The following is a 20,127-nucleotide window of genomic DNA, read 5'->3' as shown; positions in this document are numbered from 1 at the left end:
TTCATGCATGCTTAGTCATGTTTTAAATCTAGTAAAATTACAGCTATAAATGAGAGGAAAAGTTTAAAAAATTGCAAGAGCAAAAGAAGTCAGATTCTAAAAATTTTGAAAACCATTAGAAATCACTAAAGAGAGCACAATCAAAAGTATTCAATTAAATACCCTAAACTTTATTTATTGATTCCCATAAAAACAGCATCCAGCAGCTCGAATACTTTTTCCTTATCCAATGGTTTTGTGATACAGTCCGTAAAACCAAATTGCATCATTTTTTCTCTATCTTCAAATGAGGAATAAGCCGTTTGGGCTACGACAGGAAGTTCTGGTTTTATTACTTTTATTTTTTCGAAAGCTTGATAGCCATCCAAAATAGGCATTTTTATATCCATAAACACCAAAGTAATGTTTGGATTCTCTGTACAAATATCTACAGCTTCTTGTCCATTTTTAGCTCTTAGAACAGTATGATTTTTTGATTCAATAATTTTTCTCAATAACAAGAAATTAATGGTATCATCTTCTGCAACTAAAATAATTTCATTGTCATAATTCCTGTAAAAAGATTTTACTTTTTTTGGTTTTATTGCTTTTATCGTTCGATCAAATTTTAATGGTATCGAAAATGAAAAAACGGAACCCTGTCCAATTGTGGATTTTACCTTTATTTCTCCACCCAACATTTCTACATAAGCTTTTGTAATTGACAAGCCCAATCCTAGTCCAGATAATTCAACCGATCCATCGCCCTCAATTCTTCTAAATCTATCAAAAATTACTTTTAAATAACTTTCGCTGATTCCCATTCCTGAATCTTCAATCTTAAATTCTAAAACTTCTTTTTCTTTGTTTATTGAATATCCAAAAGCCACAAAACCTCTATCGGTAAATTTTAACGCATTAGTGATTAAATTAACTATAATCTGTTTCAGTTTTGTTTCATCCGTTAGAATATCCCCCTGAAGTTTCTCCGGATTTTCAAGAATATAAAATTGAATTTCTTTGTCTTTAGGAATCGTGACTTTTATGGAATCATACAATTCTGTAATACACTTTTCTATATCTAATCCCTTATAATTAGGCATGATTTGCCTTGCATCAATTTTAGACATTTCAATAAGGTCTTCGATAATTGAAACCAGGTTGCCACCACTGTTTTTTATAATTTTCAAATATTCTAATCTCTCCTCTTCTTCTAATTTTGTATCATGAAGTAAATCACTGAATCCCATTATGGCATTCATGGGTGTTCTAATTTCATGCGATAAATTTGCCAAAAAAGATGATTTTAACGTATCGCTTTCTTCTGCTTTTTGCTTGGAAATTTCTAATTGTTTCCGCTGATTGCTGTTTTCTTCAAATAGGTTTCCAATGTATCCAAATTCTCCATCAGATCTTTTTAAGCTATTTATGGAACTTATATTTCCCGTTTCAAGAATACTTTTAATTAGCTTTAATGGATTATAAACCCATCGTTTCGTGTAATAAACGTAGACAAAAATATTAATCAAGGAAACCAGAACAACAATAAAAAGAATCTCTTTAGTGTTCGTATAATTTAAATTGAAAGGTCTTTTAAAAAGCAATCTGGCTACAACTTCATTTTTCCAATCTTTTAAATGTAAACCTACAATAACAAAATCATCTTCATTTGCAATTACATAATCGCTTGAAACTAAATTAACTTTTGAGCTGCTTATGTTCCCTAAAGCACTCATAAATGATTCGTCTAAAAGTCTGGCCATAAAAAAATAACCGGAAGGCTTCGTTTTATTCTTTTTAGGATCATTTGAAGGGTGAATTGTAGCTCCAAAAACCTCAACAATACCTTCTGGAATTTTTATATAAAATCTTTTAAGTTTAGATTTATAAAGCACTGACATCATCTCTTTTGGGATAAAATCAAAGTTTTTAATCTTAGAAGAAACTGTCTTATTGATTAGTTTTTGATCTAAACCATAAATACCAATGTAATCAGCTTCATACGATTCAAATTCCCTTAAAATATACTTATTATACCACTTTTCGTCTTTTGTATTTGTAAAATGGACTAACTCGTCCCAGTAGGTAACATCAATAATAGTGGCTGTAGGCGTTTTGGAATTAAGTCTAAACAAAGACTTCACTTCTTTATCGTATTGATTATAAGTGATTTTGTAAAAATGACTTTCTTCTTGAACAGTATAAAGATAAAGCGAGATGTAAATTAGAAAAAAGAAAATACTTGTCGAAATTATCAACAATAGTAGTTTAGAATACGTATTTAAATTAATCAATCTCTTCATGGAATACACTCAAATATAAAAGAAAAACCAAAACACAGTTTCCGTTTTTGTAAGATATATCACTTTTTTTCTTTGGCGCAAGTTAATCTTTTTTATCATAAAAAAAAACTCCATCGATTTAAGCCAATGGAGTCCATTGCAATAAAGGTTTATTTATCAACGATATACTTTTACAAAAACCATCAAACCTTGATTTCTGGCTCTACAAAATATTTATTTTCACTTTTCGTTCAAACTTTTCTAACTATCTCAAAATATTCTCAATCTCCAATAATTCGGCTGTAGAGAAATCCAGATTTTGTAAACTGTCAATATTATTTTTTAATTGACCAACAGAACTTGCACCTATCAAAACAGAAGTAATTCGGTTATCTTTTAACAGCCAAGCTAAAGCCATTTGTGCCAATGATTGATTTCTTTGTTGTGCAATAGCATTCAGTTGAATGATTTTTTGGATTCTTTCCTCTGAAACTTCATCTGTTTTTAAATGACCATTTGGGTTAAAAGCTCTTGAATTTTCTGGAATCCCTTTCAAGTATTTATCCGTTAAAAGTCCTTGTGCCAAAGGTGAGAAAGCAATACAACCCACTCCCTTTTCTTCGAGAACATCTAGTAATCCCGCTTCAGGCTCTCGCACAAACATCGAATATTTTACTTGATGAATCAAGCAAGGCGTTCCCAATCGTTTCAAGATTTCAGTAGCTTCCTTAGTCTGTTCTGCATTATAATTCGAAATCCCTGCATACAATGCTTTTCCGCTTCGAACTGCATAATCCAAAGCCATCATGGTTTCCTCCAAAGGTGTTTCAGGATCAAAACGATGCGAATAAAAAATATCTACATATTCCAGATTCATGCGCTTCAAACTCTGGTCTAAACTCGACAACAAATATTTACGGGAACCCCAGTCGCCATAAGGACCATCCCACATAGTGTAACCGGCTTTAGTAGTAATCACCATTTCATCACGCAGATTTCCCTGGAAATTATTCTTTAGGATTCTTCCAAAATTAGTTTCTGCTGAACCCGGAACCGGACCGTAATTATTAGCCAAATCAAAATGGGTAATTCCTTCATCAAAAGCTGCTTTGACAATGTTTTCTCCATTTTCAAAACTATCCACTGAACCGAAGTTATGCCATAATCCCAAAGAAATTTGTGGCAGTAACAAACCACTTTTTCCACATCTGTTGTATTTCATTTAGTTGTTTTTTAATCTAATTCTAGTTTAATTTTTTTAGTCAGCTGCGAAAGATACAAAATGTCAAATTATACTAAAAAAAACACCTACCGGTTTTTAAACTTTAAATACAAACTACAATAAATCAAAAAACCACCTTCATCAGGTGGTTTTTCAATTCTTATAGAATACTATAAAGGAATATTTCCGTGTTTTCTATTCGGAGTCACACTAACTTTATTTTCGAGCATACTAAATGCTTTTATCAGTTTGCGTCTGGTGTCTTGAGGAAGAATTACCTCATCTACAAAACCACGTTGTGCTGCTGTGTACGGATTCGCAAACAAATCGGCATATTCCGCTTCTTTTTCCAAGAGTTTTGCTTCATGATCTTCGGCTTCATTGATTTCTTTCTTGAAGATAATTTCAGAGGCTCCTTTGGCTCCCATCACCGCAATTTCGGCAGTTGGCCAAGCAAAATTCATGTCGGCACCAATGTGTTTCGAGTTCATTACATCATACGCACCTCCATAAGCTTTACGTGTAATTACGGTCACTCTCGGTACGGTTGCTTCGCTTAAAGCGTACAATAATTTCGCACCATGAACAATGATTCCGTTCCACTCTTGATCGGTTCCCGGTAAAAATCCCGGTACATCCACCAAAACCAATAACGGAATATTAAAACAATCGCAAAAACGGGTAAATCGAGCTGCTTTTTTCGAACTGTTCACATCGAGACAACCCGCTAAAATCATCGGTTGGTTCGCTATAATCCCAATGCTTTTTCCTCCCAATCGAGCAAAACCAACAAGGATATTTTCGGCATAATTTTTATGAATTTCAAAAAACGAATTTTCGTCAATAATTCCACCAATCACCTCGTGCATGTCATACGGTTTATTGGGATTATCCGGAATAATAGTTGCTAATTTGGTACGAACTTCATCATTTAGTTCGTAAGGTAAATTGTGTGCTTTTTCTTTATTGCTTTGTGGCAAATAACTCAACAAGCGTTTCAAATCTTCCAGACATTCCACATCATTGGTCGAGGTACAATGCGCCACACCAGATTTAGTAGAATGCGTGCTCGCACCACCCAATTCCTCTGAAGTTACCGTTTCATTGGTTACGGTTTTTACCACATTTGGTCCTGTTACAAACATGTAACTGGTATCTTCAACCATCATGGTAAAATCAGTCATGGCTGGAGAATACACGGCTCCACCGGCGCAGGGTCCCATAATTGCGGAGATTTGTGGAATTACTCCCGAAGCTTGTACGTTTCTATAAAAAATATCGGCATAACCGCCCAAAGAACGAACACCTTCTTGAATACGTGCTCCACCAGAATCATTCAGTCCAATCATGGGCGCTCCCATTTTGACTGCCATATCCATAATTTTACAGATTTTCTCAGCATGGGTTTCGGATAATGAACCACCAAAAACCGTGAAATCCTGTGCAAAAATATAAACCAATCGCCCGTTTATGGTTCCGTATCCTGTAATAACTCCATCGCCATAATACATTTCAGTTTCCATTCCAAAATCAGTTGTACGGTGGGTTACCAGCATCCCAATTTCTTCAAATGAACCTTCATCCATCAAATAATTAACGCGCTCTCTTGCCGTTAGCTTTTTATTCGAATGTTGTTTTGCTATTCTATTTTTACCTCCACCTAAATGAGCTTCGGCAATTTTATCGTTTAATGTATTTATTTTGTCTTTCATACTATTCTTTTTTTAACCGCTAATTCGCTGATTTTATTTAAAACCATTATTTTAATGTAGTAAGCGTACGATTTTTTGATCTTCAAAATACTGTTTCAACGCTACCAAAGCAGCGATTTCAGCTTCTTGCTCCATTTGTTTTTTCAACACATCGGCTTTGTAATAGTTTTTTACAAAATGCGTGTCAAATTTTCCGGAACGAAACGCCTCATGTTCAAAAACAAATTTCCCGAAAGGCAACGTTGTCTGCACACCTTCCACACGATAATCTTCAATAGCCTTTATCATAATTTGAATAGCCTCTTCACGGGTTTCACCATAAGTGATTAATTTGGCTAACATTGGATCATAATAAATGGGAATATCCATCCCTTGCTCAAAACCATTATCCACACGAATTCCTTCACCAACAGGTAATTGATACACATCCAAATGCCCTACACTCGGTAGGAAATCATTCATCGGATCTTCGGCATACACACGCAATTCCATCGCGTGTCCTTTTATTTTCAAATCTTCTTGTTTGATTGTCAATGCTTCTCCTCTTGCCACTCTTATTTGCAGTTCGACCAAATCGGTTCCGGTAATCCATTCTGTAACGGGATGTTCTACCTGCAAACGGGTATTCATTTCCAAGAAGTAGAAATTATTATTTTCGTCCAATAAAAACTCAACGGTTCCAGCCCCTAAATAATCACAGGATTTGGCAACCAAAACAGCAGCTTCACCCATTTTTTTACGTAATTCCGGTGTTAAAACGGAAGAAGGCGCTTCTTCTATCACTTTTTGGTGACGACGCTGGATGCTGCATTCTCTTTCGAATAAATACAACACATTGCCATGACTGTCTGCCATAACTTGAATTTCGATATGCCTTGGCGAACCCACATATTTTTCGATAAAAACAGAACCATCTCCAAAAGCAGCAATTGCTTCACTTATGGCACGATCCATTTGAGATTCGAAATCAGCTTCGCTTTCTACGACACGCATTCCTTTTCCTCCACCACCTGCTGAAGCTTTAATCAGTATTGGAAAACCAACTTGCTTCGCAATGACTTTTGCTTTTTCGACATCAGTAATGGCTTCGTCAAAACCGGGAACCATTGGAATATTGTATTGCTTAACGGCATCTTTGGCCGCTAGTTTACTTCCCATTATTTTTATCGCTTTCGACTTTGGACCAATAAAAATAATGTTGTTTTTTTCAGCTTCTTCAGCAAAATCTGCATTCTCACTCAGGAAACCATAACCGGGGTGAATAGCATCCACATTTAAAGATTTTGCAACCTCTATGATTTTACTCCCCAATAAATAGGATTGACTTGAAGGGGCGTCTCCAATCCAAACGGCTTCATCAGCAAATTTTACGTGCGGTGCATTTCTATCGGCAGTAGAATAAACTGCTACAGTTTTAATGCCCATTTTTTGTGCGGTTTTCATCACCCTGATGGCGATTTCCCCTCTATTGGCAACTAATATTTTTTTCATATTTAATAAGACTAAAAGAATAAAGACCGCTTCGCTGCAAGAGCAAAGAAATATAAATTCTTGGTTCTTTTTATCTTGTATCTTTTATCTCTACTCGAATTCAATTAACAACTGGCCTTTATCCACGGCATCTCCCATCACTACCGAAATGGTTTTGATAACGCCATCTCGCGGAGAAAGAAAACTGTTTTCCATTTTCATGGCACCCAAAATAATCAGGTTGTCGTTCTCTTTTACAGTTTGACCTACCACAACACTGATTTCTAGAATCAATCCGGGCATAGGTGCTTTGATAAAATTGACTTGTTTGGTAAGTCCCGTTTCAAATCCCATTTCCTTAATCAAAATATCCAAAGGATTAGAAATGGCAACGGTATACGTGTTGTTGTTTACCTTGACGGTGTAGTTTTTTTGAAGAAAATCAGAAGTGATGATTTCCGCTTGATAAGGAGTGTTTTCGTGTAAAATATGGAACTTATTCGTTTCCACACGCACAGCATCCAGTTGTGAAACACTTTCCTTTTCCAAATCAAAATGAAAAGTGTCGTTTACATTAACTTTATAACCAATACTCATTTGTTTCTATTTTAGAATCGTAAAAATAAGTAAAAGAAAACGTTTTCGTAAAACTAAAATTAAGTTTTATGCTAAATAGGTATAGTTTTGTTAGAAAAATTTATAACACTAATAATCCAAATTCTCTAAGAGTTTTAATTGGTTTGGAGTACCAAAACAATTCGAAGTCCTCCAGATGTGATTCGAAATCAGCTTTAACTTCTTGATAATTATAAATTTTAGCATTCGAAACAGAGATTTTCTGTAACATTTCTACCAACCATTCCCCTTCCTTTTTATTCGTTTGAATACTGAAACTTTCTTTTTTATCATGGAAAGTCAAAGTCATCATTTCCCAAGAATTCCCTTTTTTGGATTTGGTAAAATGTTCTGTAAATGGCTTCCCGCCTAACCAAACGATTTTTGCTGTAGGCTTGATGTTGAAATCATCGTCTTCTTGCAAAGCGTCAAAAATAAAATCAGGGGAAATTTTAGTTTTTGGAATTTTAAACTCAAACCAATCCTGCAACTCATAATCAAAACAGATTCCGTGCATAAAATTGAATAAGGATTTCTTGAGTCCAAAACTGAACTTATCATGATCGATTCCTGTGGAATCGGTATAATTAATATCGTTATTGGCGAAAGCTCCAATCGCTTCGGTTTCTTTTATCACACCGAATTTCTCTGGATACAAGCCAACAGGACTATGCGCGGTCATCGCAAACTGATGCCAAAATCCGGATTGTAATACACCTACTTCAAATAATTGACGAACCATTTCCAGACTGTCCACGGTTTCCTGAATGGTTTGCGTAGGGTAACCATACATCAAATAGGCATGAACCATAACGCCAGCTTCGGTGAAATTTCGGGTGACTTTCGCCACTTGTTCGACAGTTACGCCTTTGTCAATCAGTTTTAATAATCTATCGGAAGCCACTTCGAGTCCGCCAGAAACTGCTATACAACCAGATGCTTTTAGAAGTAAACATAAATCTTTAGTAAAACTTTTTTCGAATCGAATGTTCGTCCACCAAGTCACTGCTAATTTTCTGCGAAGGATTTCGAGTGCGAGTGCGCGCATCAAAGCTGGAGGCGCCGCTTCATCAACAAAATGAAATCCGTTCTCGCCCGTTTGAGCAATCATTTCCTCCATTCGGTCGCACAATAAATTGGCCGCAACGGGCTCATATACTTTTATATAATCCAAAGAAATATCACAAAACGTACATTTCCCCCAGTAGCAACCGTGCGCCATAGTGAGTTTATTCCAGCGTCCGTCACTCCACATTCGGTGCATTGGATTCACAATTTCGATAACCGAAATGTATTTATCCAAAAGCAAATCAGAATAATCGGGAGTTCCCACTTGCGATTGTTTGTAATCGTGTTTTAGAGAATTATTTTTATAAACTACTTTCCCCTCTTCCAACAGAAAAGTTCTTTTATAGGAATTGTAATCTTTATTTTCAATATTGGAAATTAACTCTTCAATTGGCATTTCACCGTCATCCAATGTAATGAAATCGAAAAACTCAAACACTCGAGCATCCGAAAGCGAACGCAATTCGGTATTCGGGAAACCACCGCCCATTGAAATTTTAATATTAGGATAATTTTTTTTCACCCATTGGGCGGAACGAAAAGCCGAATATAAATTCCCTGGAAACGGAACCGAAATCAAGAATAATGTAGGTTGAATAGTTTCTATTCTCTCTTTTAGAATCGAAAGAAGTAAATTATCAATGTAGGTTGGTTCTTGTTGCAAGGCTTCGTACAACTCGTCAAAAGAATTTGCACTTCGTCCCAAACGTTCTGCATAGCGGCTGAAACCAAAATTATCATCAACACATTCCACAATAAAATCAGAGATGTCTTCAAGGTACAATGTCGCTAAATGCTTTGCTTTGTCCTGTGTTCCCATAGTTCCAAAAGCCCAATCGAGTTCTTCCAATTGCGCAAATCGGGATGCTTCCGGCAAAAAATCTTCCTGACAAATTTGAAGTGCCAATGTTGGATTTTTTCCTTGAAGGAAAGCAATAACTGGATTGATCGTTTTTAGATATTCATCTTGTAAAGCGAAAATACGTTTCGAGTTGTCTGAGATTTCTCCAACGTTAATCTTTAAACCTGAAACTTTAAACAAATTTTCAAGTCCTTCTTTCGAAAACAATTTCAAAATCACTTCGATACCCAAATCTGCTTGAACAGACGCAATATTTTTGGTATTCAGAAACCCTTTGATATAAGCAGTTGCCGGATACGGTGTATTCAGTTGGGTAAAAGGAGGCGTAATTAAGAATAGTTTGGTTTTCAAAAGAAATAAGTTTAGTGCAAAAATAAGGGATATTTATGGGATTTATACAAAAGTAAAAAGCTACATTTTTATTTATTCTTTAGATTCAAATATAAAATAAGGCAATTTTTAGTTTTTATGTAATCTGTAGATATTTAATTACATTTACGGTTGTTTAAATTAAAAAAATGAATCTAAAATTACTCTTCCTTTTTTTATTATTTTCTGCTTTCTGCTCTGCACAAGAAAATTGTGACAATGGTATTGACGATGATGGTGACGGAAAAATTGACTTAAATGATAGTGATTGTATTTGCAATAACTCTATAATAACTTCGCTACTTCCGAATCCTTCTTTTGAAGAAAAAACAAATTGTCCTCAAGGTTATGATGACATTCCGACAATCAATCTTTGGACAAAAGGAACAATTCCATCCCCAGACTACATAAACAAAGACTGCAATGTTTTTAATACTATTTATACCAAAAATCTTCAAAATTTTCCAGATGGTAAAGGAATTGTGAGAGCTGTATATAAAAACAATAAAAAAGAATATATCGCTACTAAATTATCATCTCCATTACTTACTGGAGTAAACTATCAGTTAACACTGAATATTGCTACATTAATGAGTATCGAAACAACCAACTTAAGTAAACGTTTTGATTTTAATTTTTTAGCACCTACTTATGTAACACTTTATGGATGTAATAAAAAAGATAATTTACCATTATATACCAATTCAGATCCAAGTTCATTTGACCAATCCTGGGTTGAAATTGGAAAAGTTTTATACCAACCACAGACTGTTTGGGGAGAAATAACAATTAGTTTTATCCCAAATATTGAGATTAACGCAATAATGATAGGACCAGAGAAAACATTACCTCCATCATTTAACACTGATTATGAGCCTTCTTTCTTGTATGATAATTTAAGATTAAATACTTCTGAAAATTTTGGTGTTACTATTATCCAGAGTGGAAATTTCTGTAATAATGATTTAATATTGACTGCTAACCTGAATAAAACCCTGAATTTAGGAACAACTTTTCAATGGTATTTAAACGGGATAGCGATAAACGGAGGAACTAATAAATCTTATTCAATTCCTTCACTTAAAACAAATTTGGGGGAATATACTGTAAAAGTTACAGATGGAAATGAATGCTTCATAAGCTCAAAAATAACTGTAAATAATTCAATTCCCAATCCTTCTGTAACAGTAGTTCAACCTTCTTGTCAAGATACAAATGGTTATATTAAAGTTAATGAACCGGGAATAGAATATAGTTTTGATAAAGGTTTGGCTTTCCTTTCAGATGACAATTATGGTACAAAAGATTTGGTATGGCAAACAGATGCCAACTTTGTCACAAAAGAATACGGAAAATATTATATTCAAACAAGAACCAGTTCTGGTTGTATTTCTACACCTACAATTGTAACAATTGATCCCCCAATCTTACTAGACAGACCAGCATTTTCAACTATTCAACCAACTTGTAATTCAGGAGGAACTATCACTATAACCACCTCAGCATCGCAGTTTAGTTTTGATAATGGAACCACTTGGCAAAATAATGCTATCAAAACAAATTTACCTTCAGGAAATTATTTACTAAAAATAAGAAATAGTAGCGGATGCGAATCTTTTGCACAAAGTGTCTTTCTCTTTCCGTTCTATATTGAATCTCCAGCTTATACTATATCGCAGCCTACCTGCAACGAAGGGGGAACTATTAACATTACCACACCCGCATCCGAATATAGTTTTGACAATGGAGAAACTTGGACAACTAATTCAACTGCATCTAATTTACCTAATGGTTATTATAATATTAGAATTAAAAATGAAAATGGATGTGTATCTAAACCTCATATATATCAAATTTATTTTAATGAGTATGTGAATTCTTACCCTGAATTCAAAGTTAATCAACCAATTACATGCAGTGAAACCGGAATTATTTCTTTTTTAAAACCCTCAAACAAATACAGTATAGATAACGGAAAAACGTGGCAGAATACACCCATTTTTTCAAATTTAAAACCTAGCAATTATTTCTTAAAAACACAAAACGCATTGGGTTGCGAATCTCTTGTTTCTGAAGTTAAAATTAATTTTTATTTACCTAAACCAACATTCACCCTAGTAGAGGCATCATGTGCTACAAATGGTAGCATTACCATAACTTCTGCTGCAGCTTTTTATAGTTTTAACAATGGTGAAACATGGACAACAAATCCAACGGCATCTAATTTAGCTTCGGGTTATTATAATATAAAAATTAAAAATGAAATAGGCTGTGAATCCGATGTTGAATATGCCTATTTACCTCCTTTTTATCTTGATGATCCGACATTTAAAATAATTGATCCAAATTGCGAAACGGAATCAAAATGGAGTATCTCGATTACAACTCCTGCTGCATCTTACAGCTTTGATGGAGGTGTAACGTGGAGTACAAACTCAACAAAATCTGGTTTAGATTATGGAACTTACTTCTTAAAAATAAAAAATTCTTTAGGTTGTGAATCAAATTTTACTGCCGCTACCATAAATAATACTTATTTTCTAGAAGCTCCTGAATTTGTCGCTACACAACCTACTTGCACTACTCCAGGACTTGTTACCATAACTACTCCTGCTGCATTTTATAGTTTTGATGATGGAGCAACATGGAGTACAGATCCAAATCTCATTAAATATCCAAATGGTAGCGTAAGTGGCTTTCTTAGGATTAAAAACAAATCAGGCTGTATAAGTGCAGCGAATGGATTTGTTCTTAACCCAAATTTCCTTGATAATCTGGCTTATACAATAGTGCAACCAACAACTTGTGATAGTAATGCTACAGGAAGTATTACAATTACGACATCAGCCGCCTTATATAGTTTTGATGGTGGTTTAAGTTGGAGCACTAACTCTACAGCTTTAAATCTTCCAGTAGGATTTAAGTATCAACTAAAAATTAAAAATGCAGCAGGATGCGAGTCAGGAAATCTAGTTACCGAAATAATGCCTTTTAAAATAAAAGAGGCTGATTTTATCGTTACTAATCCATCTTGTGGTAAAGGAGGAACTATTACAATTACCACACCGGCACCATTTTACAGCTTTGATGGCGGAGAAACTTGGGGGACAAACCCTAAAGCTACTAATCTACCTAATGGTTTTTATTATCCTAAAATTAAAAATGAATTTGGTTGTATCTCGGAAACTATCAATTCAGTTCATTTCACCGAGGAGTATTTAACGGGATTTAATATTCAAGTTACTCAACCTACTTGCGAATCTGGAAACAGAGGAACTATTACAGTAGATCCTATTTTTGATCAATATAGTTTTGATGGTGGTATGACTTGGAGTCAATACAATATTGCTTCAAATTTATCGGCTGGAAATTATTTAATTAAAGTAAAAAACAACTTAGGCTGTGAATCTTGGTCGAGAGTGGAAACATTATATCATTATTATTTACCAAATCCAAGCTATACAAAAACAAATCCTATTTGCGGAACAGGAGGAAGCATTTCAATAACCACTCCGTCAGCATTTTATAGTTTTGATAATGGCGCTACTTGGAGTGCAAATCCTGTAGCACAAAATTTAGAGGCAGGCATTTACGCAGTTATTATTAAAAATGAAATAGGATGCGAATCCTATCCTATCAACATTTATGTTCCACCATTTTTCCTAAATGCACCTTTATACTCTATAACACAGCCAAATTGTCAATCTTTAGGCACCATAAGCATAACTACAATTACAGCTCAATACAGTATTGATAACGGAATCACTTGGTATACTAGTGGAACTTTTAATAATTTGCAACCAGGATCTTATGATTTGAAAATAAAAAACAATTTAGGATGCGAATCAAATTACAGTTCAGTCTATCTTTACAATGTAAATCCGCCTGCTCAAAAACCTATTATTTCAATCCAACAGCCTAGTAGCTGTACTTCGTCCAAAGGAAAAATATCTGTAAATACTAATGCTAATCAATATAGTTTTGATGACGGACTTACATGGTCATCTAGCCCTACTGCTACAGATTTAGATCCAGGTGACTATTTTATTAAAATTAAAAATAGTTCTACCGGATGCCCATCTCCATCTGTTAAAGTAACTATCAATCCACCTCTTGATGCAGTAGAAATACCAAATTATGTCATTTCTCAACCAATAAGTTGTACGAATCCCTTTGGTTCAATTAGTATTACAACAGTTGCCTTTGCTTATAGTTTTGATAATGGATTAAGTTGGACAACAAATGCTACTGCTACTAATTTACCTTCCGGACCATATAAGATTAAGATTAAGAATTCTGCAGGCTGTGAATCAGAATCAGTTAGTATTCAAATAAATTTACCTACGGACTTTCCTACTATCCCAACCTATAGTATTACTCAACCAAATTGTAATAATTCTAAAGGGAAAATTACAATTAATACTGTAGCATCTGAATATAGTTTTGATAATGGTATCACATGGAATACTTTAGCAGTTTCAACTTTTTTAAATTCAGGAGAATATTTTATCAAAATCAAAAATACTAATGGATGTATTTCCGATGCAATCAAAGCTACCATAATTCCTTTTACAAATTTTACTCCGAAACCTACATTAACAAATCCTCAAACCTTCTGTATCCAACAAAATGCAACTTTAAATGAGATTTCAATTACAGGACAAAACATAAAATGGTATGATACTTTGACCAATGGAACACTTTTATCAAATACAACTTTATTACAAAACGGAATCACTTATTACGCCTCACAGACAATTAATGGCTGCGAAAGCGAAAGAATTCCTGTCCTAATTAACATTAAAAATACTTCTGCTCCAACAGGAAATTCAAATCAAACTTTTTGTTCCAGTCAAAATCCAACTTTAAATACTATTGTAGTTTTAGGAACTGCGATAAAATGGTATAATAGTCTTGGAGTTCTTTTGTCTAGTTCAACTCCTTTACAAGATGGTGGGACATATTATGCTTCGCAAACAGAAAACAGCTGCGAAAGTCCTAATAAATTAGCTGTAACAATCACTTTAATAGACACTTTGCCGGCAAATAATTATGAAGAATTATTTTGTGATGATTTGAATGATGGTTCTGAAAAAGTAAATTTATCAGACTATAATTCGAAGCTAATTTCAGATGTTTCAGGATATACATTTTCTTATTATTCAACTAGTTCAGGGGCAGAAAATCAATTGGCTGCCAATCAAATCACTAATTTTTCAAATTACAACTTAGTCGTAGGTGACAACAAAATCTATGTTCGTATCAACTCAAATACGCCTTGTTATGCCGTTGCTGAATTAAAACTAACTCTTTTATCAAAACCAATTATTTCAATTCAGGACATTGTACCCATTTGCGAAAACAATACTATTATAATACATGCAGATGCCGGTTATGACAGCTATTTATGGTCAACTGGAGCAACAACACCATCCATAATGGTATCTACTCCCGGTGATTTTTCAGTAACAGTCACCAATAATTACAGTACAATTTCATGTTCGAGCACAAAGAATTTCGAAGTAAAGAAATCAAATATTGCAACAATTACAGCTATTGAAACTAAAGACTGGACTGATAATGAAAATATAATCACCGTTTTTGCATCAGGTGAAGGTGATTTCGAATATTCAATTGACGGTATTCATTTTCAGGATAGCAATCAATTTTCGACATTATATAGTGGTGAATATACTGTACATGTCAGAGATAAAAATGGTTGTGGAACAGCTACTGATGAAGTATTTTTATTAATGTATCCAAAATATTTCACGCCAAATGGCGACGGTTTTAATGACACTTGGAATATTAAATTTTCAGATCAGGAAACCAACTTGACTGTAAAAATATTTGACCGTTATGGAAAATTATTAAAAGTACTAATCCAAAATGGAGCTTGGAACGGAACTATGAATGGGCACGAACTGCCATCAGATGATTATTGGTTTATTGCAACCAGAACTGATGGAAATGAATATAAAGGTCATTTTACTTTAAAGCGATAATTACTATTTTCCTAAACATATCTTAAACCAAAAAAACATAACTTTACTTTTTCTTACTTTAGCGACAAATTTAGAAACTCAAAACATGCCAACCGACTGTATCAGCTATCAGAATTCAGGATATTTTTCTACTTTAATGAATGATTATTTAGAGGAAAAAAGCAATCTTCAATCTTTATACCATCATTTTCCAAATCTTCAAAACTTTGGATCACAAATTCAGGAGAAAAAAGCGAATTTTAATGATACATCCAGAGCTACTTTAGTTTCTGTTTTACAAAAACAATATGCTACAGTTGAAACTTCGGCTTTAACAAATCAAAATATTGCCGCTTTAGCCAATTCCGACACATTTACCGTTACCACTGGTCATCAATTGAATTTATTCAGCGGACCATTGTATTTTTTGTACAAAATTATTTCGACCATTAATTTGACAACTGAGTTAAAATCGAAATATCCTGATTCAAATTTTGTCCCAATTTATTGGATGGCAACGGAAGATCATGATTTTGAAGAAATCAATTATTTTAATTTTAAAGGCAAAAAATTCCGTTGGAACAAAGAAAGTACAGGTCCCGTTGGCCGATTGTCTACTGAAGGTTTAGCTGATTTCCTTGAAGTATACGCACTGGAATTAGGTTCCAGTACAAATGCAAATACGCTCAAAAAACTGTTTGAAGATTCTTATCTTAATCATGATAATTTAGCCGATGCTACTAGATTTTTGGCTAATGCACTTTTTAGTGCGTATGGTTTAGTTATTTTGGACGCAGATGATCAGGATTTGAAACGCAACTTCATTCCTTTTGTAAAAGAAGAATTGCTTCACCAATCCTCCCATAAATTGGTATTGGAAACTGCCGAAAAATTAAAAGACTATACGATTCAAGTAAATCCTCGTGAAATCAATTTGTTTTATATCGAAGATAATTTACGCGAACGCATCATCTTTGAAAACGACACCTACAAAGTAAATCATACAAAAATTGAGTTTTCTGAAAGTGAAATTTTATCACTTTTAGAAAATCATCCAGAAAAATTCAGTCCTAACGTGATAATGCGTCCGTTGTATCAAGAAGTGATTCTCCCTAATCTATGCTACATCGGCGGAGGTGGAGAAATCGCATATTGGTTAGAACTAAAATCCTTTTTTGCTGCAGCAAAAATAACTTTCCCAATGCTGTTGCTTAGAAACTCTGTGCTATTGGCTACCGAAAAACAAGCTAAAAAAGTAGACAAACTAAATTTGAGTTGGAAAGATTTATTTTCAAAACAAGCCGATTTAGTAAATACTAAAACCACAGAATTCTCGGATTTCCCAATCGATTTAACGCATTTGAAAGAACAATTGCAAAAACAATTTATCGCCCTTTATGAAGTGGCGAATAAAACCGATGAATCTTTTATTGGAGCTGTAAAAGCGCAGGAAGTAAAACAAATTAAAGGATTAGAAAATCTGGAGAAACGCTTACTGAAAGCACAAAAAAGAAAGTTAAGCGATATTTTACAACGCATTACCGACTTGCAAAACGAATTATTTCCTAACCAGAGTTTACAGGAACGTCAAACTAATTTTTCAGAATTTTACCTAGAAAACGGCGACAATATTATTCCAACATTGATCGAACAGCTCAAACCACTGGACAACAAATTCGACATTATTGTACTTTAATCAGATTACGGTTATTTGAATGCCGAATTTGTAAAAATAATCAATAAAAAAATACTATTTTTGCACAAAATTTAAAAAACAAAAAAATGGCTACTAATAGAACATTTACAATGATCAAGCCTGATGCTGTTGCTAACGGACACATCGGAAACATACTTGCAATGATTACTAATGCAGGTTTCAAAATCGTTTCTTTGAAATTAACGCAATTAACTATTGCTGATGCTCAAGCATTTTATGAAGTTCACGCTGCAAGACCTTTCTACGGTGAATTAGTAGAATTCATGTCAAGGGGACCAATTGTTGCTGCTATTTTAGAAAAAGATAACGCTGTTGAAGATTTCAGAACTTTAATTGGTGCTACAAACCCAGCTGAAGCTGCTGAAGGAACTATCCGTAAAGCTTACGCAACTTCTATCGGAGAAAATGCAGTTCACGGTTCTGATAGCGATGAAAATGCAGCTATCGAAGGTGCTTTCCATTTTGCTGGAAGAGAGCAATTTTAATTTATGATTGAAAATTAACGATTTTTGAATTAAGATTTAGAAAATCCTATAAATAGAAAATCCCGTTTCAAAATTGAAACGGGATTTTTTTATATCAAAAATCTGAAATCTAAAATCGTTAATCAACAATCTAAAATCACTACCTCAAAACCACATCTTTCACCACATCACGACGCAGTTCTTCATTAATCATAGCTACAATTTTAGATCTGCCGTGACTTAATTCTTCTCTTAATACTGAAGAGCTCAATTCCACATACAAAGTGCTTCCTTTCAAAACCACATTTTTAGTGTAATTATTCACGCCATTCCCCATAAGATTTTTCCACGCATCTTTAACATCAATTTGATCCATTCCGGGTTGAAGTTTATTCACTTGGATAATTTGTTTCAAAACATCCCCTATCGTACTTTGATTATTCAGCCTTTTTGCCATCGCCCAGTAAATTTATTGGTGTTGCTTTCTTATAATGATATTCCATTTTGTCCTTGTTCAGCAATACTAATTCTTCCTCTGACAAAGCAATTAACTCCTCACTCCATTTCATATAAGATGTGGAATAATCCAAAAATACTTTATCATCGGCAAATCGCACCGCAACGTTTTCATATACATCATTCACCAAAAAAGTTCCGTCCAATTGTGGCATCACTTTCTTCCGAATCCCTTTATTGTCGCTTATTTTGAAAAAATCATAACTTTCATTCATGCCATAATCCTTGTCTTTCCCAGCATCAAAAACAACTTTTTCAATTTCCCAATATCCGTTTATTTTAGAAATGTCTGCAGGCTTAATCTTTTGCTGACATCCCACAAAAAGGAATGCTATAAAAAAAATGCTAAGTGTGTTTTTCATATAATTATTATTTTTAGGAGCTAATTCCTGCTGTACGCTATATCTTTTTCTTGCTATTCTTCCTTTCGTCAGAATAGCAAGAAAAAGGATGCCGCTTCCATCAGGGCTAGTCAATTCGGGTTAAATCTCGCTTGTTCTAAATACAAAGTTACTCTTATTAAATTCAAAGAAAACAAAAATAGCAGAAACACATTAAACTATTTTCTATATTTTTGGTCTTAAAGGAATTAGAAACAAATCAGTAGCAAGATGTCAAAAATAATCTACAGTCTCCTCATCCTAATATTTTGCAGTAGCTGCAGTTCCGAAACTACGGAACCAACTCCCACTCCTACACCTGAAGAAACAATCTATTTTCCACCTTTAACAGGTACAACTTGGGAAACAAAATCTATTGCAAGTTTAGGTTGGAAGCAATCCGCCGTGCAACCATTATTGGATTATTTGGCACTCAAAAATTCAAAATCTTTCATAATTCTTGTCAACGGAAGAATCGTAATGGAAAGTTATTTCAATGGTCATGATGCCAATGCTTTTTGGTATTGGGCAAGTGCCGGTAAAACACTAACATCAACTGTAACGGGAATTGCACAACAAGAAAACCTGATTAACATCAACAATAAAGTTTCACAATACATAGGAACTGGCTGGACTAGCCTGCCTTTAGCAAAAGAAAATTTGATTACAAACAAACATCTACTCAATATGACTTCCGGATTAGATGACAGTACGGATGATGTTGATCCAGTGAACCTAAAATACAAAGCTGACGCAGGAACGCGTTGGGCGTACCATAATGTCTATGTGAAATTACAGGATGTGATTGCGCAAGCCAGCGGTCAAACCTGGAATGTCTATTTCAACACTAAACTGAAAGATAAAATAGGAATGGATGGAGCATGGTTTCAGTTAGGCAATAATTCTGTTTATGGAAGTAATACTCGTTCTATGGCACGCTTTGGTTTGTTAATCTACAACAAAGGAAAATGGGAAAGTAATGCCATAGTGAATGAAAACTATTTAAATGAAGCTACAAATACTTCACAAACCATAAATATGGGATACGGTTATTTATGGTGGCTGAATGGAAAAACAAGTTACCATTTACCACAAAGTCAACTGCAGTTCAATGGTAGTTTAATACCAACAGCTCCAGCAGATATGTATATGGCATTAGGCAAAAATGACCAAAAAATCTATGTCATTCCAAGCAAGAAAATGGTGGTTATCAGAATGGGAGATGTTGCAAATCCAGATAATCCAACTTTTGCTTTATCCGATTTTGATGAAACGTTATGGCAAAAAATTAGTGCTTTGTATCAATAGATTTACTTGGTTTTCAAACGTCTCATAAAACCTAAAACAAAGAAAACCAACCCTATTATCAACAAAAAATAATAAAAACCAAGACTTTTATCTCGAACAATATTTGCCAATATAAAAGAAATGATACTCACTAAATAAAGATACATTGGAGGTGTATTTTTTAAAGAAGAAAAATCCAT

At 34.1% G+C, this 20,127-nt stretch carries 12 protein-coding genes; 4 read left to right on the top strand and 8 right to left on the bottom strand.

Annotated elements, in window-relative coordinates; genetic code table 11:
• Positions 1–170 precede the first annotated feature (170 nt).
• From C8C87_RS04600 to C8C87_RS04575, 6 genes are all read right to left on the bottom strand, one after another.
• On the bottom strand, positions 171–2,282 hold the full coding sequence (locus C8C87_RS04600; RefSeq protein ID WP_121341530.1) for a response regulator: 2,112 nt from the start codon (positions 2,280–2,282) through the stop codon (positions 171–173).
• A 244-nt stretch (positions 2,283–2,526) separates the two neighbouring features.
• On the bottom strand, positions 2,527–3,483 hold the full coding sequence (locus C8C87_RS04595; RefSeq protein ID WP_121341527.1) for an aldo/keto reductase: 957 nt from the start codon (positions 3,481–3,483) through the stop codon (positions 2,527–2,529).
• A 170-nt stretch (positions 3,484–3,653) separates the two neighbouring features.
• Positions 3,654–5,195: an acyl-CoA carboxylase subunit beta gene (locus tag C8C87_RS04590; protein ID WP_121341524.1), complete on the bottom strand. Its 1,542-nt coding sequence runs from the start codon at positions 5,193–5,195 to the stop codon at positions 3,654–3,656.
• 51 nt (positions 5,196–5,246) lie between these two features.
• Positions 5,247–6,686, bottom strand: coding sequence for an acetyl-CoA carboxylase biotin carboxylase subunit (gene accC, locus C8C87_RS04585; protein WP_121341521.1), 1,440 nt, complete (start codon positions 6,684–6,686; stop codon positions 5,247–5,249).
• Between the two features lie 90 nt (positions 6,687–6,776).
• The gene (locus C8C87_RS04580) at positions 6,777–7,262 is read right to left on the bottom strand and encodes an acetyl-CoA carboxylase biotin carboxyl carrier protein subunit (RefSeq protein ID WP_099715929.1); all 486 of its coding nucleotides are present in this window, start codon (positions 7,260–7,262) and stop codon (positions 6,777–6,779) included.
• A 100-nt stretch (positions 7,263–7,362) separates the two neighbouring features.
• A complete protein-coding gene (locus C8C87_RS04575) occupies positions 7,363–9,561 on the bottom strand; it encodes a radical SAM protein (RefSeq protein ID WP_121341519.1) in 2,199 nt (732 codons plus the stop codon).
• Between the two features lie 167 nt (positions 9,562–9,728).
• On the opposite strand from C8C87_RS04575, the gene C8C87_RS04570 reads away from it, so the two are divergent.
• The 3 genes from C8C87_RS04570 to C8C87_RS04560 all read left to right on the top strand — a co-directional run bounded on the left by C8C87_RS04570 (position 9,729) and on the right by C8C87_RS04560 (position 17,765).
• A complete protein-coding gene (locus C8C87_RS04570; protein WP_121341516.1) occupies positions 9,729–15,584 on the top strand; it encodes a T9SS type B sorting domain-containing protein in 5,856 nt (1,951 codons plus the stop codon).
• 85 nt (positions 15,585–15,669) lie between these two features.
• Positions 15,670–17,259 (top strand): bacillithiol biosynthesis cysteine-adding enzyme BshC, encoded by a 1,590-nt coding sequence (bshC, locus tag C8C87_RS04565; protein ID WP_121341514.1) that lies wholly within the window; start codon positions 15,670–15,672, stop codon positions 17,257–17,259.
• An 86-nt stretch (positions 17,260–17,345) separates the two neighbouring features.
• Positions 17,346–17,765: a nucleoside-diphosphate kinase gene (locus tag C8C87_RS04560; protein ID WP_091259031.1), complete on the top strand. Its 420-nt coding sequence runs from the start codon at positions 17,346–17,348 to the stop codon at positions 17,763–17,765.
• Positions 17,766–17,904: 139 nt separating this feature from the next.
• Here the strand turns inward: C8C87_RS04560 and C8C87_RS04555 are convergent, their stop codons facing one another.
• The gene (locus C8C87_RS04555; protein ID WP_099715934.1) at positions 17,905–18,201 is read right to left on the bottom strand and encodes a DUF721 domain-containing protein; all 297 of its coding nucleotides are present in this window, start codon (positions 18,199–18,201) and stop codon (positions 17,905–17,907) included.
• On the bottom strand, positions 18,182–18,622 hold the full coding sequence (locus C8C87_RS04550; protein WP_099716370.1) for a hypothetical protein: 441 nt from the start codon (positions 18,620–18,622) through the stop codon (positions 18,182–18,184). The genes C8C87_RS04555 and C8C87_RS04550 overlap by 20 nt, the downstream gene beginning before the upstream one ends.
• Before the next feature lie 249 nt (positions 18,623–18,871).
• Here C8C87_RS04550 and C8C87_RS04545 point away from each other — a divergent pair, with 249 nt between their 5' ends.
• Positions 18,872–19,948 carry a serine hydrolase gene (locus C8C87_RS04545; RefSeq protein ID WP_121341511.1) on the top strand — a complete coding sequence of 359 codons (1,077 nt, stop codon included), beginning with the start codon at positions 18,872–18,874 and terminating at the stop codon, positions 19,946–19,948.
• Positions 19,949–20,127: the final 179 nt, after the last annotated feature.

Origin of the sequence: Flavobacterium sp. 120, from assembly GCF_003633605.1 — a bacterium.
In the GTDB taxonomy this organism is placed as follows: domain Bacteria; phylum Bacteroidota; class Bacteroidia; order Flavobacteriales; family Flavobacteriaceae; genus Flavobacterium; species Flavobacterium algoritolerans.
This window is presented reverse-complemented; position numbering and strand designations above follow the sequence as displayed.